The organism is Streptomyces sp. NBC_01431, from assembly GCF_036231355.1.
Taxonomy (GTDB): domain Bacteria; phylum Actinomycetota; class Actinomycetes; order Streptomycetales; family Streptomycetaceae; genus Streptomyces.
On record NZ_CP109496.1, the window covers coordinates 2,526,491 to 2,546,725 of the forward strand.

Here is a 20,235-nt window from a genome sequence, read left to right on the forward strand (position 1 = left end):
GTTGCGAGCAGTCTAGTGCCGCTCTCCGGATGATTCTCCGCCATCGCGGAAGGATCACCCGGGGGTGCTTGGACGTGGTGTCCATGAAGCGAGGGGGGCCGGACGGTGCGTCCGGCCCCCCTGGCCCATAAGGCCTAGGCCTCCTCGTTGGCCACCCAGCTCATGAGCTTGCGCAGCTCCTTGCCGGTGGTCTCCAGGAGGTGCTCGGAGTCCTGGGTCTTGTACTCGTTGTACTTCTTCAGACCGCCGTGGTACTCGTCCATCCAGTTCTTGGCGAACGTGCCGTCCTGGATCTCCGCGAGGACCTTCTTCATCTCCGCCTTGGTGTCGGCGGTGATGATCCGCGGACCGGTGACGTAGTCGCCCCACTCCGCGGTCTCCGAGATCGACCAGCGCATCTTCTCCAGGCCGCCCTCGTACATGAGGTCCACGATCAGCTTCAGCTCGTGGAGGCACTCGAAGTACGCGATCTCCGGCTGGTAACCGGCCTCGGTCAGCGTCTCGAAGCCCGCCTTGACCAGCGCCGCGGTACCGCCGCAGAGCACCGCCTGCTCACCGAACAGGTCGGTCTCGGTCTCCTCGGTGAACGTCGTCTTGATGACGCCCGCCCGCGTGCCGCCGATGGCCTTCGCGTACGACAGCGCGAGCGCGAAGCCGCCGCCCGTGGCGTCCTGCTCGACCGCCGCGATACACGGAACGCCGCGGCCCTCCTCGTACTGGCGGCGCACCAGGTGACCCGGGCCCTTCGGGGCGACCATGCAGACGTCGACACCCTCGGGGGCCTTGATGAACCCGAAGCGGATGTTCAGACCGTGGCCGAAGAACAGCGCGTCGCCGTCCTTCAGGTTGTCCTTGATCGACTCCTCGTAGACCTGGGCCTGGATCGGGTCCGGGACCAGGATCATGATGACGTCGGCCTCGGCGGCCGCCTCGGACGGCGTCACCACGCGCAGGCCCTGCTCCTCGGCCTTCGCCTTGGACTTGGAGCCCTCGTGCAGACCGACGCGGACGTCGACACCCGAGTCACGGAGCGACAGCGCGTGGGCGTGGCCCTGGCTGCCGTAACCGATCACCGCGACCTTGCGGCCCTGGATGATGGACAGGTCGGCATCGTCGTCGTAGAACAGCTCGGCCACTGGGATATCTCCTTGGTGTGCTGGTGTTGCGTCCACCGTATCGGTGGGGATGAGTAAGGAATGGGTGAGTCTCGCGATGCGGGCCGGATCACGCCCGTCCGCGCGAGGCTCAGGCGCTGCGGTCCAGGGCGCGCAGCGAGCGGTCCGTGATGGAGCGGGCGCCCCGCCCTATGGCGATCGTGCCGGACTGGACGAGTTCCTTGATGCCGAACTGCTCCAGCATCTTGAGCATCGCCTCCAGCTTGTCCGCGCCGCCGGTCGCCTCGATGGTCACGGCCTCCGGGGAGACGTCGACGGTCTTGGCACGGAACAGCTGGACGATCTCGACGATCTGGGAGCGCGTTTCGTTGTCGGCACGCACCTTCACCAGGACGAGCTCGCGCTGGATCGCAGCGCTGGGCTCGAGTTCGACGATCTTCAGGACGTTGACGAGCTTGTTGAGCTGCTTGGTCACCTGCTCCAGGGGCAGGTCCTCGACACTGACCACGATGGTGATGCGGGAGATGTCGGGGTGTTCGGTGACACCGACGGCGAGCGAGTCGATGTTGAAGCCGCGGCGGGAGAACAGGGCGGCGATCCGGGCCAGGATGCCGGGGGTGTTCTCGACCAGGACCGAGAGCGTGTGCTTGGTGGACATGAGCCTCTTACCTCTTCCTACAGCTCTCAGTCGTCTTCGTTGTCGCCGAAGTCCGGGCGGACTCCGCGGGCGGCCATGACCTCGTCGTTGGAGGTGCCGGCGGCGACCATCGGCCACACCTGGGCGTCCTCGTGGACGATGAAGTCGATCACGACGGGGCGGTCGTTGATGGAGTTGGCCTCCTCGATCGCCTTGTCGAGGTCCTCGGGGCGCTCGCAGCGGATCGCGTAACAGCCCATCGCCTCGGACAACTTGACGAAGTCCGGGACGCGGGTGCCGCCGCTGGGCTTGCCCTGCTCGGCGACGCCGTCCCCCGGGCCGGAGTGCAGCACGGTGTTGGAGTAGCGCTGGTTGTAGAACAGGGTCTGCCACTGGCGGACCATCCCGAGCGCGCCGTTGTTGATGATGGCGACCTTGATCGGGATGTTGTTGAGCGCGCAGGTGGTCAGTTCCTGGTTGGTCATCTGGAAGCAGCCGTCGCCGTCGATCGCCCAGACCATGCGGTCCGGCTGGCCGGCCTTGGCGCCCATCGCGGCCGGGACCGCGTAGCCCATCGTTCCGGCGCCGCCGGAGTTCAGCCAGGTGGCGGGGCGCTCGTAGTTGATGAAGTGGGCGGCCCACATCTGGTGCTGGCCCACCCCCGCCGCGTAGATGGTGTCGGCGTCCGCGAGCTCACCGATGCGCTGGATGACGCGCTGCGGGGACAGCGTTCCGTCGTGCGGCTCGTCGTAGCCCAGCGGGTAGGTCTCGCGCCAGCGGTTGAGGTCCTTCCACCAGGCGGTGTAGTCGCCCTTGTGGCCCTCGGAGTACTCGGCCTGGACGGCCTGCACCAGGTCGGCGATGACCTCGCGGGCGTCGCCCACGATCGGGACGTCGACCTCGCGGTTCTTGCCGATCTCGGCCGGGTCGATATCCGCGTGGATGACCTGGGCGTACGGCGCGAAGCTGTCCAGCTTGCCGGTCACGCGGTCGTCGAAGCGGGTGCCGAGCGCGATGAGCAGGTCCGACTTCTGCAGTGCGGTGACGGCGGTGACCGCACCGTGCATGCCGGGCATTCCCACGTGCAGCGGGTGGCTGTCGGGGAAGGCGCCGAGCGCCATCAGGGTGGTGGTGACGGGCGCTCCGGTCAGCTCCGCGAGAACCTTCAGCTCGGCGGTCGCGCCCGCCTTCAGGACACCGCCGCCGACGTACAGGACCGGACGCTTGGCCCCCACGATCAGCTTGGCGGCCTCGCGGATCTGCTTGGCGTGCGGCTTGGTGACCGGCCGGTAGCCCGGCAGGTCGGTCCCCGGCGGCCACGAGAACGTGGTCTGGGCCTGGAGGGCGTCCTTGGCGATGTCGACCAGGACCGGACCCGGCCGTCCCGTGGAGGCGATGTGGAAGGCCTCGGCGATGGTCCGCGGGATGTCCTCGGCCTTGGTGACCAGGAAGTTGTGCTTGGTGATCGGCATCGTGATGCCGCAGATGTCCGCCTCCTGGAAGGCGTCCGTACCGATCGCCTTGGACGCGACCTGGCCGGTGATCGCGACCAGCGGCACCGAGTCCATGTGGGCGTCCGCGATCGGGGTGACCAGGTTGGTGGCACCCGGACCCGAGGTCGCCATGCACACGCCGACCTTGCCGGTGGCCTGCGCGTAACCGGTGGCCGCGTGACCCGCGCCCTGCTCGTGCCGGACCAGGACGTGACGGACCCGGGTGGAGTCCATCATCGGGTCGTACGCCGGGAGGATGGCGCCGCCGGGGATCCCGAACACGACCTCCGCCCCGACCTCCTCGAGAGAACGGATGAGGGACTTCGCGCCCGTGACGTGCTCAACGGTCGCGGACTGGTGTCCGCCGTTACGGGGCCGCGGCTGCGGATGGTGGGCCCCGGTGGCCTGCTCGGTCATCGGCATTCTCTTCTCGAAGCTGAGGGTTTTTGCGGTGGTTTAGTCGAGATCGCGGTAGTGCTTGAGGGGTGCCAGTGCAACAAAAAACCCCTCGTGCCGTGAGGCAAGCGAGGGGAGCGCGTCGGGTGCGGTCTGCGGAGCCCGCAAGGGCTCCGCTTCAGCCGACGCGCTTTCCAAGTACGAGAATTCGGGTGCGCATGGCATTGACCCTCCCCCCGGCGCGCAGGTGGTGTCAAGTAGGTGGGACGGGCGTCTCAGTATTTGAACCCAACAGGGGCCTGCTCCGGCCACTGAGCACGGGGAGCGCCACCCCGCCGGGGACCGGGAACTCGCCGCGCACCAGAGCGCGCCGCAGCCGGTACTCGTCAAGGGGCCCGGAGAACGCCATGCCCTGCCCATGCGTACACCCCATGGCCCGCAGTGCCAAGACCTGCTCGGGCACGTCCAGGCCGTCGGCCACCGACTGCATGCCGAGATCGCAGGCGATCCGCAGCAGCCCCGCGGTGATCTTGTGCAGCCTGGCCGATTCCACGACGCCCTCGACCAGACCCCTGTCCAGTTTCAGTACGTCGATGGGGAGCCGGCGCAGCGCGTTGATCGCCGCGTAGCCGCTTCCGAAGCCGTCGAGCGCGATCCGTACGCCGAGCCTGCGCAGGCCCACCAGACGTCGCTCCAGCTCGTCGAAGGAGATCCTCGGATCGCTGTCGGCGAGTTCGATGATCAGGGCGCCGGACGGCAGTCCGTGCCTGGTCAGGAGGGCTTCGAGGGAACCGAGCGGCATGGACTTGTCGAGCAGCCGCCGGGCCGAGAGGCGCACCGACACCGGGGCGTCGTGGCCCGCGCGCAGACGTTCGGCGGCCTGCCCGACGGCCTCTTCGAGCAGCCAGCGGCCGAGCTCGGCGGCGCGCTCGCTCTCGTCGGCGACCCGTAGGAATTCGGCCGGGGTGAACAGGATGCCCTGAGCGGATCTCCACCTGGCCTGGGCCGCGACGGCGGACACCTCGCCGGTGGTGAGGTCGACCACCGGCTGGTGCAGAACGGCGAATTCTCCCTCGTTCAGGGCGGTACGCAGCCGGGCCGCGAGCTCCGTTTTATGGACGACCTCGGCCTGCATCTGCGGGGCGTACAGCTCGACCCGGTTCTTGCCGCCCTTCTTGGCGCGGTACATCGCGAGGTCGGCGTTGCGCAGCAGTTCCCCCGCCCCGACACCGGGATCGGCGAAGGCGACCCCGATGGAGGCCGCGACCCGCACCTCGTTGCCGTCGATCTGGTACGGCTGCGACAGGGTCAGGCGCAGCCGGTCGGCGATCTCGCCGACCTGGAACTCGCGGGCGGCGCGGTCGCGGGTGCCGTCGCCGAGGATCAGGGCGGCGAACTCGTCGCCGCCGAGCCGGGCCGCGGTGTCCCCGGCCCGTACGGACTCGTGGAGCCTGCGGGCGGCCTGGATGAGCAGTTCGTCACCGGCCTGGTGGCCGATGGTGTCGTTGACCTGTTTGAAGCCGTCGAGGTCGATGAAGAGCACGGCGGTGCCGGGGTCGGTGGTGCGCCGGCCGCCGAGCGCCTTGCGCACCCGCTTGGTGAACAGGGCGCGGTTGGGCAGGTCGGTGAGCGGGTCGTGCTCGGCGTTGTGCTCCAACTGCGCCTGTAGGCGCACCCGTTCGGTCACGTCGCGGCTGTTGAGGATGAGCCCGCCCTGGTGGCGGTTGACAGTCGACTCCACGTTGAGCCACTCGCCGGTCCCCGACTTGAAGCGGCACTCGATCCGTGTCGTGGGCTCCTCGGCGGGCGGCGCCGCCAGGAATCGGCGTACCTCGTGCACCACCGGGCCCAGATCCTCGGGATGGATGAGGGAGGCCAGCTCGGACCCGACCAGTTCCTCCGCGTCCCGTCCGTAGACGCCCGCGGCGGCCGGACTGACGTACCGCAGTATCCCGGTGGGGGCGGCGATCATGATGACGTCGCTGGAGCCCTGCACCAGGGACCGGAAGTGGTTCTCCTTCTGGGCCAGTTCATGGGTGAGCGCGATGTTGTCGAGCAGCATGATGCCCTGGCGGACCACCAGGGCCAGCACGACGGTGCAACCGGTGAAGACGACCACGCGGTCGACCCGTCGGCCCTCGATGACGTTGTAGAGGATCCCCAGGGTGCAGACGGCCGCCGCGAGGTACGGCGTGAGCGCGGCGAGCGAGCTCGCGAGGGGGCGGGTCACCGGCAGGGCGGGCGAGCGGCCGGCGGCGCCTGGCGGGCGCACGGCCCGCGGCACGGCGACCGGCTGGTGGGGCGGGCCCGCAGGAACCCTGCGGGCGCCCCAGGGCGCGTACGCGAGCAGCAGTGACCCGGCGAACCAGCCCGCGTCCAGGAGTTGCCCCGAGCGGTAGTGCTCGCGCAGCAGCGGGGAGGTGAACAGCGCGTCGCACAGCACGGTCAGGGCGAGCGCCGCGATCGCGGTGTTCACCGCCGACCGGTTGGCCGATGAGCGCCGGAAGTGCAGCGCGAGCACCATGCTGACCAGCACGATGTCGAGCAGTGGGTAGGCGAGCGCCAGCGCGGCGTGCGCGGTGCTCTCGCCCGCGCCCTCCATGTGTGCGGTGTGCGCGAGTGCCAGACTCCAGGACAGCGTGAGCAGCGAGCCGCCGATCAGCCAGGAGTCGAGCGCGAGGCAGACCCAACCCGCCCTGGTCACCGGGCGCTTGGCGAGCACCAGCAGTCCGACGATGGCGGGCGGCGCGAAGCAGAGGAAGAAGAAGTCGGCGAAGGACGGGGTGGGCGGCACGCCGCGCCGGAGCACCACCTCGTACCACCCCCACACGCCGTTGCCGCAGGCGGCCATGGCGGAGGACAGCGAGAACAGCAACCAGGCGGGCCGGAAACTGCTCTCGCTCCGGCCCGCTCCGCCCCGTGCGTACAGGAAGCAGGAGACCGCGGCGATCAGCGCGGCACAGCATAGGCCGAAGTCGCCCATGATCAGGGCGAGTTCATCGGAGCCCCAGCCGAGGAACGCGCCGGTGCCGTATCCGGCGCAGATGAGGGCGAGCACGAGCTGGGACATCATCCCGGCTCCGCTGCCGTCCATCGCAGGCCGGCCGAGGATCGCCCCCGGCGCGCTCACCGGACCGCTCCGTACCACCGGGCCGGTGCCCGGCCCGCGCTCGTGCGGGAGCCGGTGCCACGGGCCCACGGGGCGTACTCCTGGATGGTGTTCACGCCTGCGCCGCTTATCGCTGTGGCGTTCGTCGCTCCACCGCGGTGACATGCTGCGCGATGAGCGCGGCCGGGTTGCCGCAGGCCGCTCCACCGCGTCGGATCGTTCGTCCATTGGCCGTGCATCACCCGTCGCCCCCCTCGCAGTGATCGCTCCCCCGCGCCGCAGACACCCGGCGCAGCCCCCGGTCGGGACGATACACCAGTCTCGTCACTCAGGGACATAGCCCTTCTACGCTCAGTGACGGTCCGGAGCCGACTCGGCACCGCACGCACCCGCGCTGCTCCGGAGCGTTACCGAGGCGTCGTGGCGACGACGTTGGCGAGCGGCTCCCCGGCCACGAAACGAGTCAGCTGAGCGGCGATCAGACGCTGGGCGCGGGGCAGGAAGGCGGACGTCGAACCGCCCACGTGCGGGCTGATGAGGACGTTCGGAGCGTGCCAGAGCGGGTGTCCCGCGGGCAGCGGCTCGGGGTCGGTGACATCGAGCGCGGCCCGGATGCGTCCCGACTCCAGCTCGGTCAGCAGCGCCTTGGTGTCCACGACGGGTCCGCGCGCGACGTTCACCAACAGCGCCCCGTCCTTGAGCCGGGCCAGGAAGGCGCCGTCCACCAGGCCTTTTGTCTGGTCGGTGAGCGGCGTGGAGAGGATGACGACGTCTGCTTGCGGGAGCAGTTCGGGCAGATCGGTCAATGCGTGCACTTCGCCGCGCTCCGTGGTGCGCCAGGAGCGCGCGACGCGCGCCACCCGCGCGCATTCAAAGGCCGCGAGCCGGTCCTCAATGGCTGCCCCGATCGACCCGTACCCCACGATCAGCACGGACTTGTCGGCGAGCGCCGGATAGAAGCCGGACCGCCACTCCTCTTTCTCCTGCCCCCGGACGAACCCGGGGATTCCGCGCAGGGAGGCGAGGACGAGGGTGAGGGCCAGCTCGGCGGTGGAGGCCTCATGGACACCGCGCGCATTGCACAGGCGTACGCCCGCCGGCAGCAGGCCGAGACCGGGCTGTACGTGGTCGATGCCGGCGGTGAGCGTCTGCACGACCTGGACGCCCGTCATCGCGGCGAGCGGGCGGACCGCGATCTCGCTGCGCTTCATGTACGGCACCACGTAGAAGGCGCAGTCGGCGGGGTCGGCCGGGAAGTCGGGGCCGCCGTCCCAGAACCGGTAGTCGAGGGACCCGGGCAGGCCCTGGATCCCGGCGGGCTCGAAGGGAAGCCAAACGTCTGCAGTCATGGTCAGGAGGCTATGCGAAGGGCGGTCGTGGCCAGAGGTTAGTTTGGGGAGCGACGAGGGAGGGGTTCGGGCAGGTGGAGCGCAGGACAATCGGTGCGGGAGCCCTGCGGGCGGGTGCCATCGGGCTCGGCTGCATGCCGATGAGCTGGGGCTACGCCCGCTCGCAGCAGGACCTGGAGCGCTCGCTGCGGGCCGTGCACGCCGCCCTTGACGCCGGCTCGAACCTGCTCGATACGGCGGACATGTACGGGCCGTTCACCAACGAGCTGCTGATCGGGCGGGTGCTGAAGGAGCGGCGCGCCGAGGCGTTCGTCGCCACCAAGTGCGGGCTGCTCGTGGGCGCCGACCGGCATGTGGTCGCCAACGGCCGCCCCGGGTACGTGCGTCGGGCCTGCGACGCCTCGCTGCGGCGGCTGCAGACCGATGTCATCGACCTCTACCTGCTGCACCGCGTCGACCCCGAGGTCCCCGTCGAGGAGACCTGGGGGGCACTGGCCGAACTGGTGACGGCCGGGAAGGTACGCGCGCTGGGGTTCAGCGCTATGGGGGCGCGGGCGGTGCGACGGCCCGGGGCCGGGCCGGGGGTGCACGGGCTGCACGTGAGCCGGTACGAGGAGACGGTCCGGCTGCTCGAACGCGTTCAGCAGGTCTTCCCGGTCGCGGCCGTACAGGCCGAGCTGTCCGTCTGGTCGCGCGAGGCGCTCGACGCGCTGCTGCCCTGGTGCTCGGCCCGGGGGGTCGCGTTCCTCGCCGCGATGCCGCTGGGGAACGGGTTCCTGACCGGCACGCTCACACCCGGCCAGGGGTTCGAGCCGGACGACATACGGGCCCGGCATCCGCGCTTCACGGCGGAGATGATGGCGGCGAACCAGCCCGTGGTGGCGGGGCTGCGGCGGGTCGCCGCGCGGCACGGGGCGACACCGGGGCAGGTGGCGCTGGCGTGGCTGCTGCGGCTGGGGCGACAGGTGATTCCCGTGCCGGGCGCGAAACGCGAGGAGTGGGTCCGCGAAAACGCGCTTGCGGCGGCCCTGGCCCTGACCTCGCGGGACATGGCGGATCTGGCCGCGCTGCCCGCGGCGCGGGACTGAACGGGGTGGTTCCGCAAGGCTCCGGGGCCGCAGCTTCCGCTCCTCGAACGCCCCTTTTCGGCTGGGCTCGCCGGACGACGGCCCGCGGTCCACGGGGGCCGGCGGCGCAGCCCCCAGAATGGGTTCCTGCCCACCCCGTCGAAGGGAACCGCACCGTGCGACGAACCGTCGTCACCGCCCTCGCCGCCGCCACCCTCGTCCTCGCGGCAGGCTGCTCCTCGGGGGGCTCGCAACCCGGCCCCGGGGGCACCCCCGGCTCGACCGCCTCCCCGGCCGCGGCGCCCAGCGCTCAACTCCCGCCCGCCAAGGGCTCCGTGAAGGTGGCCAGGACCGTCACCGACGGGCTGAAGTCGCCCTGGGGGATCGCCCCCCTCCCCGACGGCGGGCTCCTCGTCGGATCCCGCGACGACGGCAGCGTCGTGCGCGTCGACACCGCGACCGGCAAGAAGAGCGCCGTGGGGAGCGTGCCCGGCGTGGACCACCAGGGCGAGGGCGGTCTGCTGGGGCTCGCCCTGTCGCCCACGTACGCCTCGGACCATCTCGTCTACGCCTACTTCACCACCGAGTCCGACAACCGCATCGCCCGGATGATCTACGACCAACAACGCCCGGCAGGAGAGCAGTTGGGGGCGCCGGACACCATCCTGCGCGGCATCCCCAAGGGCAACAACCACAACGGTGGGCGCATCGCGTTCGGGCCGGACAAGATGCTGTACGCCGGGACCGGCGAGACGGGCGACCGAGCGCTGGCCCAGGACAAGAAGTCGCTCGGCGGGAAGATCCTGCGGATGACACCCGACGGGCAGCCCGGATACGGCAATCCGGAGCCGGACTCCGTCGTCTACTCCTACGGCCACCGCAATGTGCAGGGCCTCGCCTGGGACGCCCAGAACCGGCTGTGGGCCTCGGAGTTCGGGCAGGACACCTGGGACGAGCTCAACCTCATCGAGCCGGGTAAGAACTACGGCTGGCCCGTGGTCGAGGGGCAGGGCGGCAAGCCGGGATACGTCGATCCCGTGGCCCAGTGGAAGCCGTCCGAGGCGTCGCCCAGCGGGATCGCGTACGCGGACGGCTCCGTGTGGATGGCCGCGCTCAAGGGCGAGCGGCTGTGGCGCGTCCCGCTCGACGCCACCAAGCCGCTCGCCGCGCCCGAGGCGTTCCTGACCGGCCAGTACGGGCGGCTGCGCACCGTCCTTGCGGCCGGGCCCGGCAAGCTCTGGCTGCTCACCAACAACACCGACTCGCGCGGCACCCCGAAGCCCGGCGACGACCGCATCCTGGAGCTGGACGTCACGTAGGAAGACGGCGTCAGGGAGCCGCCTCGATCGCCTGCCTCGCCGGGAACAGGTTCAGGCGGTGCGCCAGTGCCGCTGCCTCGCCGCGGCCCGAAACCCCCAGCTTGGCAAGGATATTGGAGACGTGGACGCTGGCCGTCTTCGGGGAGATGTAGAGCTCTTCGGCGATCTGGCGGTTGCTGTGTCCCGCCGCGACCAGGCGCAGGACGTCCTGTTCCCGGCTGGTGAGGCCGAGCGCTTCGGCCGGGTCGGCGGGCTCGTCGGGCAGCGCGGCATCCGGGATGGTCAGCGGGACGCGGGCCCGGCGGGCCAGGAGTTCCAGCTGTTCGCTCAGGGGCCGGGCGCCGAGGCGTACGGACTCGGTGCGGGCCTGGCGGAGCAGGGCTGCGATGGTCTCGCGGTCGCCGCCCTCGGCCAGCAGGGCCGCGGCCCAGCGCTGGCAGGCGCGGGCCAGTTCATGGGGGCGGTCCAGGGGCTGGAGGGCGACGACGGCCGTCTCCCAGCGGGCCGCGGAGTCCTTGCCCTCGGCCCGGTCCAGTTCGGCGGCGACGACCAGGGCGTACGCCGCGCACCAGGGCACGGTCGTGGGGAGCCGTTTCGCCGCCGCGCGGATCAGCTCCAGCGTGGCGGCCCGCCCGGCCTCGGCCGAGGGCAGGCCGCGTACGTCGGCCTCCACGGACGCGGCGGCGGCGAGCAGCGGCCAGGCGTAGCGCTGGGTGCCGGGCGGGAAGCCGGGGTCGACGGCGCGGGCGAGTTCGGCTCGGGCGTCGGCGATGCGGCCCTGCGCGGCCGCGATGCCGAGCGCGATCCGGGCCAGCGGGATGGCGTGCTGGGCCATCGGGTCGTAGCTGCCGAACGCCGTGTTGGCCTCGGCGAGAAAGGCGGCCGCGGTCTCCAACTCGCCCCTCAGCAGGGCGAGATCGGCCCGGCGCATCCGGGCGTTGCCGAGCGGCTTGGTGCTCACGGCGGTGCGCTCGACCCGTTCCATGCAGTCGAGGGCCTCGACCCAGCGGCCGAGGTTGAACAGGGACTCGGCGCGGTTGGCCTGCACCCAGGCCTCGTTGTCCAACAGGCCGTACTTCTCGGCCAGTTCGACCCCTTCCTCGGCGATGCGGACCGCGTCGGCGGAGCGGCCGACGGACTCCAGGCTGGAGGCGAGGTTCACATGGCCCCGTCCCGCCTCGGTGACCAGGCCGAGGTCGAGGGAGCGGTCGATGACGTCCCGCATCATGGCGAGGCCTTCGTCGGCCGAGCCGGAGTCGACCATGAGGCCGCCGAGGGTGAGCCGCACATTGAGCTCGATCTCCTCGGCCCGCACCAACCGGGCGTATTCCACCGCCCGTTCGGCCTCGGCCAGGGTGTCCGCGCCGGGTTTGTGCAGCATGCCCCAGCTGGCCGCGGTGGCGAGGACCTCGGCGTGCACGGCCGACGGCGGCAGCCCGCGCACCAGGTCCTGGGCGGTGGCGATCTCCTCCCATCCGTCGCCGCGCCCCAGGTTCTGCACCAGGTGGGAGCGTTGGATCCAGAACCACGCGGCGCGCAGCGGGTCGCTCCCCAAGGGCTCCTCGTTCTCGGCGTCGATGAGCCGCAGGGCCTTCTTGGCGAGCTTCAGGGCGCGTTCGCGGTCGCCGCAGAACCGGGCGGCCTCGACGGCCTCGGCGAGCAGGTCGAGGTAGCGCAACGGTGCCGCGGTCTCGGGGTCGCAGCCGCAGGCGGGGTAGGAGCCCGCGTGGTCCAGGGGCCGCAGCCCCTCGCGTATCTCCTCGGGGACGGCGTCCCACAGCTCCATGGCCCGGGACAGCAGGCGCAGTTGCTCGGCGTAGGCGTGTCTGCGGCGGGCCTCGACGCCGGCGCGCAGCACCACGGGCAGCGCCTTGGCGGCGTCGTGCGCGTGGTACCAGTAGGTGGCGAGCCGGGTGGTCTGCTCGTCGGCCCGGACAAGCGAGGGGTCGGCCTCCAGCGCTTCGGCGTACCGGCGGTTGAGGCGCGAGCACTCGCCGGGCAGCAGGTCGTCGCTGACGGCCTCGCGGACCAGGGAGTGGCGGAAGCGGTAGCCGTCGCCGTCCGGCGCGGGCAGCAGGATGTTGGCGCCGACGGCGGCCCGCAGCGCCTCGATGAGCTTGTCCTCGGGGAGCCGGGCGACCGCGGCGAGCAGGGGGTACTCGACGGTGGAGCCGCCTTCGGCGGCGACCCGCACCACCTTCTGGGCGTCCTCGGGCAGGCTCTCGACCCGGACGAGCAGCAGGTCGCGCAGTGAGTCGCTGAGGTCGGGGCAGCCGCCGTGGGGGTCGCGGCAGACGACGAGTTCCTCGACGAAGAAGGCGTTGCCGTCGGAGCGCTCGAATATCTCGTCCACCAGGCGCTGTTCGGGCTCGGCGGCGAGGATGCCGGTGAGCTGGTGGTGCACCTCGCCGCGGGTGAAGCGGGCGAGCTCGATGCGCCGTACGCTGCGCAGCCGCTCCAGCTCGGCGAGCAGCGGGCGCAGGGGGTGGCGGCGGTGGATGTCGTCGGCACGGTAGGTGGCGATGACCACGAGGCGGCCGCGCCGCAGGGTGCGGAAGAGGTAGGAGAGCAGGTGGCGGGTGGAGGTGTCCGCCCAGTGCAGGTCTTCGAGGACGAGGACGACGGTGCGGTCGGCGGCGATCCGCTCCAGCATCCGCACGGTGAGCTCGAACAGGCGTGCGGTGCCGTCCTCGCGCGGGGTGTGGCGCCCCGCGTCGGCCAGTTCGGGCAGCAGCCGGGCCAGCTCTTCCTCCTGGCCGTCGGCCGCGGCGGCCAGCTCGTCGGGCAACTGGCGGCGCAGGGCGCGCAGCGCGGCCGAGAAGGGGGCGAAGGGCAGCCCGTCGGCGCCGACCTCGACGCAGCCGCCGATGGCGATCACGGCGCCCGCCGCACATGCGGCGCCGGTGAACTCCTCGACGAGCCGGGTCTTGCCGACGCCGGCCTCGCCACCGACGAGCAGCGCCTGGGGCTCACCCGCCTCGGCTCGGGCGAGCGCTTCGTTCAATACCGTCAACTCACCGGCGCGGCCGACGAACACGGGGCTGACTGACCTGGTCTGCACGCTGCCGAGCATCGCACAGGCCTCTGACAACGGGGTAGCGGATACTCCGTCCCCGGCTGGGGAGGCCGCCCCCGAGGAGGTCGGGGCGGCGGCCGGGGACGGAGTCGCGGAGCGGGCGGGGGCGGTCGTCATCGCGGCCGGCCGGGGCGATCAGGCGGCCCGTGCGAACCGGCTCCGCGGTGAACTCACCCGCCCCTCGGGGCCGTTGTCGGCGGTCCGGCCGAAGCGGCGACGTGCGCGGCGGGCCTGGTCCACCAGGCGCTCGCGGTCGGCGCGACGCAGCAGCTCGGCCTCGCGGGACTTGTACATCTCGTACTCGAACATCTCGGCACTCCTGGGTTCTGATCCGGTTGGGGTCTTCCTCGCTCGGGCCCGGTCTTCCGGGCTCCTTGCGATGCCTCAACTCTCGTCTCCCAGGGGCCCCTCGCGCATCGGGCGAGTGCCGCATCCGTACGGGACCGCCGCCTTAGTGGGACCGGGTGGCGGCCCGGTGCCGCCTAAGGCAGGGGGGCGGGTGCCTTAGGCGCGCGAGGGGTCGCCTCAGCCCTTGGCGCTGGGCAGCGCCGCGAACAGGTCGAGGTACATGACCGCGGAGATCACCAGACCCAGGACACCGAGGACGACGCCGGCCAGGGCGACCGCCTTGACCCACACCGGCTGCTCGCCGCTGCCCGGCGTGCCGAACGCGGGCCGGGCCAGGGCGCATCCGCCCACCACCAGGGCCAGCAGCGCGAAGACGCCGTTGACCAGGGCGGTGGTGTGCCAGGAGTTGCCGTAGATCTCCTGGATCTGCTGGGCGGCGGTGCCGGTCTGCGAGGTCTTGATCTGGCCGACCAGGGTGGCCCGCTCGGAGAGCGTCTTGCCCATCCAGGTGCCGCTGAGCGACACCGCGCCGAGCGCGGCGCCCACGACGGCCGCGGCGCCGGTTCCGAGACCGGCCCGGACGGGGGCGGGCGCGTCGTCGGGTTCGTCGTCGAGTTCGTCGGCCGCGGCGGCCTGCGCGTCCTGCTCGTGGGGGCCCTCGGGGGTGTCCGCGGCCTCAGGGGCCGCTTCGACGGCCTCTCCCCCCGGGGTGGACGCGGCCTCGGTCTCGGCCTGGGTCGTGGGCTCGGTCTCGGCGTCGGTCTTCGTCGTAGCGGGGGTGGCGTTCATGCCCGGCACGCTAGGGGCCGTTTCTGAGAGGTTGCTGAGAGCCGCCTTAACGCCCCGCCCGCGAACCCCCCGCCCCCGGGCTACTGCCCTGACGCCCCACGGCGTGCCGTACGCCAGTCGCCGGCGAGCACCGACCAGATCTCACTGTCGTGGCGCACCCCGCGGTAGAGGTAGCTCTCGCGCAGCACCCCGTCCCTGACCATGCCGAGCCGCTTGGCGACGTTGATGCTCGCGGTGTTCTCGGCGGACGCCACCCACTCGACGCGGTGTATGCCGCGTACGTCCACGGCCCAGTCGATCAGCACCCCGATCGCGCGGGTGACCAGGCCGCGGCCGGCGGCGTCCTGCTCCAGCCAGCAGCCGACCTCGCAGGTGCCCCGCGCCGCGTCGAAGATCCGGAAGAGGACGCCGCCCACGAGGGTGCCGTCGGCCCAGAGCCCGTACAGGCGGCCGGTGTCCGCGGCCGCCTTGTCCGCGTACGACTGGAGGTAGGCGCGGGCCGAGTCGAGGTCGGTCACGAGGTCGGGCAGCATGATGTGGGTGGCGATGTAGTCGCGACCGCGGTCCATGTGGGCGAGGAACTCCTCGGCCTGCCACGGCTCAAGGGGGCGCAGTTCGGCCCCGTCCTCACCCAGCGTTTTCGCGAACATCCCGCTCCTCGGCCTGCGTACGTATGCGATGGCTACAGCAGCAGCCGGTCCGCCTCTCCGGCCGCCCGCTGCTCCGGAATCGTCGCACGGCGGCGCTCGGGGGCCTCGATGCTGATCCTGGGGAGCCGCCGGTCGAGCCAGGCCGGCAGCCACCAGTTGGCTTTGCCGAGCAGGTGCATGAGGGCGGGAACGAGGAGGGTGCGCAGGACGAAGGCGTCCAGGGCCACGGCCGCGGCGAGCGCGATGCCGAACATGGCGATCACTCGGTCACCGCTGAGGACGAACGCGAGGAAGACCGAAATCATGATCACGGCCGCGGAGTTGATCACGCGGCTGGTCTCGGCGAGGCCGACCCGGACCGCTCGCCGGTTGTCGCGGGTCTCAAGCCACTCCTCGTACATGCGGCTGACCAGGAACACCTGGTAGTCCATGGACAGCCCGAAGAGCACCGAGACCATGATCACGGGCAGGAACGGCTCGATCGGGCCGGAGCGGCCGAGCCCCATGAGTTCGCTCCCCCAGCCCCACTGGAATATCGCGACGACGATCCCGAACGACGAGGCGACCGCCGCCAGGTTCATCACGGCCGCCTTGAGCGGAATCCCGATCGAACGAAAGGCGATCAGCAGCAGTAGGCAGCCGAGCGCGATCACCACGCCGACGAACAGCGGGAGTTTGCCGACGATGATCGCCGCGAAGTCGTCGTAGCTGGCGGTCACCCCTCCCACGTGCGCCTTCAGGGAGCTGCCGCGTTCGGCGGCCGGGAGCACGTCGTGGCGCAGCCGGTCGACCAGCACGCTGGTGGACTGCGACTGCGGTGCCGAGTCGGGTACGACGGTCAGGACGGCGGTGCTGCCGCTGCCGTTGTACGTCACCGGGCTCACCGAGGCGACGCCCCTGGTGGCGCGCAGCACGTCCGGTAGCCGGTCCATCGCGAGCCGGTCGCCGGGGCCTTCGAGTTCGGCGACCACGGTCAGCGGCCCGTTCACGCCGGGCCCGAAACCGGCCGCGAGCAGGTCGTAGGCCTGGCGCGTGGTCGTCGTGGCGGGGTTGTTGCCCTGGTCGGAGGTGCCCAGGTGCAGGGAGAGCGCGGGCAGCGCGAGGACCAGCATCACCACGGCCGCGACCAGACCGAGCAGCTTGGGGTGCCGCTCCACGAACGCGGCCCAGCGGGCGGCGATGCCGGTCGGCTGCTCGGGCCGGGGGCCGTGTTCGGCGAGCCGGCGCCGCTCGCGGCGGCTCAGCGCGCGCATCCCGATGAAGGACAGCAGCGCGGGCAGCAGGGTGACCGAGGCGGCGACGGTCAGCACGACGGTCAGACAGGCGGCGACGGCGACGCCGTTGAGGAAGCCGAGGCGCAGGGTGAGCATGCCGAGCAGGGCGATGCACACGGTGGCGCCCGCGAAGACGACGGCCCGCCCGGTGGTCTCGACCGCGCCGCGTGCCGCCTCCTCGACGCTGAGCCCGCGGCGCAGTCCGCGCCGGTGTCTGGTCACGATGAACAGGGCGTAGTCGATGCCGACTCCGAGCCCGATGAGCATGCCCAGCATGGGCGCGAAGTCGGCGACGGTCATGGCGTGGCCGAGCAGGCCGATGCCCGCGTACGCGGTGCCGACGCCGACGAGGGCGGTGGCGATCGGGAGCAGGCTGGCGGCGAACGAGCCGAAGGCGAGGAACAGCACGACGGCCGCGACGGCCACCCCGACGACCTCGCTGAGGTGTGCGGACGGCGCCTCGGTGAGCCCGACGGCGCTGCCGCCGAGCTCGACGTCGACGGAGGCGGAGGCGGCGGACGCGGCCGTTTTCACGACGGCTTCGGCCTGCGCCTTGGGGATGTCGTCGGCTTGGCGGTCGAAGGTGACCGTCGCGTAGGCGGTGCGCGAGTCGGCGCTGATCTGCCCGGCGCCGCCGGCTCCGTACGGCCCGGTCACGGATGCGACGCCGGGGAGCTTCGCGATCCGCGCGAGCGTGGCCTCCATCGTCCGCCGTACGCCGCTGTCGCGGACCGAGCCGGACGCGGTGTGCCAGACGACCGAGTCGGTGTCGCCGCCCCGGCCGTGGAAACCGGCGTCCAGCAGGGCGCTCGCGCGGCCGGACTCGGTACCGGGGGCCTCGTAGTCGTTGGAGTACGCGGAACCCGCGACGGCCGCCGCGCTGGTGGTGGCGCCCAGGGCGAGCAGCCAGAGCAGTACGGCGACGAGGCGGTGCCTGACGCACCAGCGCGCGAGGGCGGCCAACGTGAGTGCTCCCGGTTGATTTTGTGGCTCTTTGACCGGGAACAGCCCGCAAAGAACGGAGGCGCGCAGGATGCGCGTCAGCCACTCTGGCAGTCAATAGTGATCGTTTGCCCGTTTCGTGGCCTTACTCACAGCGCGCTTCCCCCTGTTGGGGTCCACGAGCCCCCAATCATCGACCGGCACATCGGGCAGCACGCCGGGGCCTCGCCCTGACGGCCGGGTCAGCCCGAGACGCTCGGCCGCCCGTTCTCGATGTGGCCCATCAGCCTGCGGCGGAACCCGGTGCCGCCGTCCGCGGTCACTTCGAGGTCGTACCAGCCGTGCGCGTCGGCGGCGGAGTGCACCAGGGTGCGGCTGCGTCCCGGCTTCACGGTGACGGTCCGCCTCCAGTCCCGCAGATCCGTTTCGTCGGCGTACCCGAGCGGCCGTACGACGAAGGTGACCGGCTTGCCGCCCCGGTTGCGCAGCGTCAGATGGACATCCCGGTCGTTGTGGTCGAGGTAGGTGGTCACCTCGGCGGCATCCACGGCCGCCGCGCCCTCGAACTCGCGCCGGAACCCGTTTGGCCCGGTGACGGTGAACCTATAGGCGCCGTTCGCCGCGCCGGTAAGGGGCACGCTCCATTGCGCCTTGCCCCTTACGTCCTTGTGCTGCGGCGCGGCGAATTCCTTGGCGTACGGATAGAGCGCGAAGTGGGCGCTGGCCGTCCCGTTGTTGCTGAGCTGCACCTGAAGGGCGCCGTCGGCGACGCGGGCGCAGGCGTCCGGCTGGTACGGCAGCGGCCGGGCGGGCCGGGTGCCCTCTTCTTGGACGGGCATGTGCTGCTGAGCGGGCGGCTCGGGACGCCAGCGGCCGGTCAGCGGCGGGATGGGACCGGGGTGGGTCACCGCGGGCTGCGGCCTGCCTCGCTGGAAGTCGAAGGCGGAGGTCAGGTCGCCGGTGACGGTGCGGCGCCACTGGCTGATGTTGGGTTCGCGCACCCCGGTCCACTTCTCCAGGAAGCGGATCACCGAGGTGTGGTCGAAAACCTGGGAGCAGACGTAACCGCCGACGCTCCACGGCGAGACGACGAGCAGTGGCACCCGCGCGCCGAGCCCGGTGGGCTTGCCCTCCCACTGCTCGTCGGCCACCTCGGGCGGGGCGACGGGCGGCGGAACGTGGTCGAAGAAGCCGTCGTTCTCGTCGTAGTTGATGAGCACCACGGTGTGCCGCCACACGTCCGGGTGCCTGCCGAGCGCGTCGAGCACCTTGTAGACGATGGTGGCGCTGTGCACGGGCGAGGAGACGCTGGGGTGCTCGGAGTCGAGCGCCGAGGGCACCAGGTAGGAGACCTCGGGCAGGGTGCCGGCGGCGACGTCCTTGCCGAAGGCGTCGGCGAGCGTGCCGGTGGGCACCCGCCTCAACCCCCGCTCGAACAGGCTGCGTTCGGCCTTGGTGAGGGTGGCGACACCCTGGTCGAGCAGGCCGAGGAGCCGCTCGCGTTCGGCGTTGTCAGTGGTGTCGCGTACAACGGAGTAGAAGGACTCCATGAAGGTGTGCCCACCGGTCTTGGCCAGGGCCTTGCGGGCGATCGCCTTGAAGGTGGTGAAGAACTCGATCTGGTTGTCGGTGAAGTTCTCCCACTCGGTGTACGTCTGCCAGCTGCGCCCGGCTTTTTCGAGCCGCTCGGCATAGGTGCCCCAGCCGTACCCGGGATGGGTGCCCTCGTCGTAGGCGTCGTTGCCCACGGCCCGCTTGCCGTTGGACTCGTAACCGGTCTTCCCGCTCCACAGGTGGTTGCGGTTGGGGCTGGTCGAACTGTGGATGGAGGAGTGGTAGGCGTCGCAGACGGTGAAGGTGTCGGCGAGTTCGTAGTGCAGCGGGATGTCCTGGCGGTCGTAGTACGCCATGGTCGCCGAGGTCTTCGCGGAGACCCAGTTGTCCATCCAGCCGTTGTTCCAGGCCTGGGCGCCGCCGCTCCAGGAGTGGTCGAGGGCGCCTATGTACTGGAGGTCCTTCTTCTGCGCGGCCGCCGCCGCGCGCACGGGGAAGGGCAGCACGGTGGTGCCGAGCGGCCCCGGCTGCTCGAACACGGGCCTCCCACTGGGGAGTTGGACGGCGCTGCGGTCGCCGAAGCCGCGGACGCCGCGCAGGGTGCCGAAGTAGTGGTCGAAGGACCGGTTCTCCTGCATCAGGATCACCACGTGCTTGACCGCGCCCAGCCCACCGGCGGGCGGGCCCGCGGCCATCGCCGTCTGAAGCGAGGGCGGCAACAGCGACCCGGCGGCCGCGACGCCGAGCGCGCCGCCGCCGAGCGCGAACAGGCGTCGCCGTGAGATGTCCGTGATCAAGGGGTCCTCCCGAGCCGTGCGTGTGAGGTGCTACGCGGGGAACGGTAGTGACCCCGGGTGTCCGCCAGAAGGCTCCGCCCCGGCCCCGGGGTGAACGTCCAAGCCCCCACCCCCAAAAGTCCAACCCGCCCGCTTGCCGGGGTGCTTGGCATCTCGGCCGCCGACCGTGCGGGGCTCGCGCAGTTCCCCGCGCCCCTGGCGGGGTCGTGCCGGCCGGCATGGGCATCCTCAGCCCGTCCGGCATTCGAGGACGAGCGCCTTTGGGGCGCGACTGGGGGCCTGGGGGGGCGACGCTCCCAGGGTCCTTCAATCCCCGGAGG

Annotated in this window: 13 protein-coding genes; 2 read left to right on the forward strand and 11 right to left on the reverse strand. The window is 71.4% G+C overall.

The genetic code is table 11. The annotated features are described in order from the left end of the window. Positions 1-134: 134 nt before the first annotated feature. The 5 genes from ilvC to OG522_RS11550 form a co-directional block, all read right to left on the reverse strand. Positions 135-1,136 (reverse strand): ketol-acid reductoisomerase, encoded by a 1,002-nt coding sequence (gene ilvC, locus OG522_RS11530; protein ID WP_329462869.1) that lies wholly within the window; start codon positions 1,134-1,136, stop codon positions 135-137. 109 nt (positions 1,137-1,245) lie between these two features. Further along, on the reverse strand, positions 1,246-1,773 hold the full coding sequence (gene ilvN, locus OG522_RS11535; protein ID WP_100577584.1) for an acetolactate synthase small subunit: 528 nt from the start codon (positions 1,771-1,773) through the stop codon (positions 1,246-1,248). A gap of 26 nt (positions 1,774-1,799) precedes the next feature. Then, positions 1,800-3,668 carry an acetolactate synthase large subunit gene (locus OG522_RS11540; protein WP_329462870.1) on the reverse strand — a complete coding sequence of 623 codons (1,869 nt, stop codon included), beginning with the start codon at positions 3,666-3,668 and terminating at the stop codon, positions 1,800-1,802. A 226-nt stretch (positions 3,669-3,894) separates the two neighbouring features. Continuing rightward, positions 3,895-6,771, reverse strand: coding sequence for a putative bifunctional diguanylate cyclase/phosphodiesterase (locus OG522_RS11545; RefSeq protein WP_329467549.1), 2,877 nt, complete (start codon positions 6,769-6,771; stop codon positions 3,895-3,897). Between the two features lie 386 nt (positions 6,772-7,157). Further along, positions 7,158-8,099: a 2-hydroxyacid dehydrogenase gene (locus OG522_RS11550; RefSeq protein WP_329462871.1), complete on the reverse strand. Its 942-nt coding sequence runs from the start codon at positions 8,097-8,099 to the stop codon at positions 7,158-7,160. Between the two features lie 74 nt (positions 8,100-8,173). Between OG522_RS11550 and OG522_RS11555 the strand changes: the two genes are divergently transcribed. Continuing rightward, positions 8,174-9,187, forward strand: a complete 1,014-nt coding sequence (locus tag OG522_RS11555) for an aldo/keto reductase (protein WP_329462872.1) — start codon at positions 8,174-8,176, stop codon at positions 9,185-9,187. 155 nt (positions 9,188-9,342) lie between these two features. Then, positions 9,343-10,485, forward strand: coding sequence for a PQQ-dependent sugar dehydrogenase (locus OG522_RS11560; protein ID WP_329462873.1), 1,143 nt, complete (start codon positions 9,343-9,345; stop codon positions 10,483-10,485). 10 nt (positions 10,486-10,495) lie between these two features. Here OG522_RS11560 and OG522_RS11565 read toward each other — a convergent pair whose 3' ends face one another. From OG522_RS11565 to OG522_RS11590, 6 genes are all read right to left on the reverse strand, one after another. Next, the gene (locus OG522_RS11565; RefSeq protein ID WP_329462874.1) at positions 10,496-13,558 is read right to left on the reverse strand and encodes a helix-turn-helix transcriptional regulator; all 3,063 of its coding nucleotides are present in this window, start codon (positions 13,556-13,558) and stop codon (positions 10,496-10,498) included. A gap of 138 nt (positions 13,559-13,696) precedes the next feature. Further along, positions 13,697-13,870, reverse strand: a complete 174-nt coding sequence (locus tag OG522_RS11570) for a hypothetical protein (protein WP_329462875.1) — start codon at positions 13,868-13,870, stop codon at positions 13,697-13,699. Positions 13,871-14,086: 216 nt separating this feature from the next. Further along, positions 14,087-14,698: a hypothetical protein gene (locus OG522_RS11575; protein ID WP_329462876.1), complete on the reverse strand. Its 612-nt coding sequence runs from the start codon at positions 14,696-14,698 to the stop codon at positions 14,087-14,089. A gap of 80 nt (positions 14,699-14,778) precedes the next feature. Continuing rightward, a complete protein-coding gene (locus OG522_RS11580; protein WP_329462877.1) occupies positions 14,779-15,348 on the reverse strand; it encodes a GNAT family N-acetyltransferase in 570 nt (189 codons plus the stop codon). Positions 15,349-15,380: 32 nt separating this feature from the next. Then, a complete protein-coding gene (locus OG522_RS11585) occupies positions 15,381-17,585 on the reverse strand; it encodes an MMPL family transporter (protein WP_329462878.1) in 2,205 nt (734 codons plus the stop codon). Between the two features lie 221 nt (positions 17,586-17,806). Next, positions 17,807-19,915, reverse strand: a complete 2,109-nt coding sequence (locus OG522_RS11590; RefSeq protein ID WP_329462879.1) for a phosphocholine-specific phospholipase C — start codon at positions 19,913-19,915, stop codon at positions 17,807-17,809. Positions 19,916-20,235: the final 320 nt, after the last annotated feature.

What these genes read in the sequence shown, in the direction of transcription:
- ilvN (WP_100577584.1), bottom strand. Translation starts at nt 1,773, where the DNA reads ATGTCCACCAAGCACACGCTCTCGGTCCTGGTCGAGAACACCCCCGGC.
- OG522_RS11540 (WP_329462870.1), bottom strand. Translation starts at nt 3,668, where the DNA reads ATGCCGATGACCGAGCAGGCCACCGGGGCCCACCATCCGCAGCCGCGG.
- OG522_RS11550 (WP_329462871.1), bottom strand. Translation starts at nt 8,099, where the DNA reads ATGACTGCAGACGTTTGGCTTCCCTTCGAGCCCGCCGGGATCCAGGGC.
- OG522_RS11565 (WP_329462874.1), bottom strand. Translation starts at nt 13,558, where the DNA reads ATGCTCGGCAGCGTGCAGACCAGGTCAGTCAGCCCCGTGTTCGTCGGC.
- OG522_RS11570 (WP_329462875.1), bottom strand. Translation starts at nt 13,870, where the DNA reads ATGTTCGAGTACGAGATGTACAAGTCCCGCGAGGCCGAGCTGCTGCGT.
- OG522_RS11575 (WP_329462876.1), bottom strand. Translation starts at nt 14,698, where the DNA reads ATGAACGCCACCCCCGCTACGACGAAGACCGACGCCGAGACCGAGCCC.
- OG522_RS11580 (WP_329462877.1), bottom strand. Translation starts at nt 15,348, where the DNA reads ATGTTCGCGAAAACGCTGGGTGAGGACGGGGCCGAACTGCGCCCCCTT.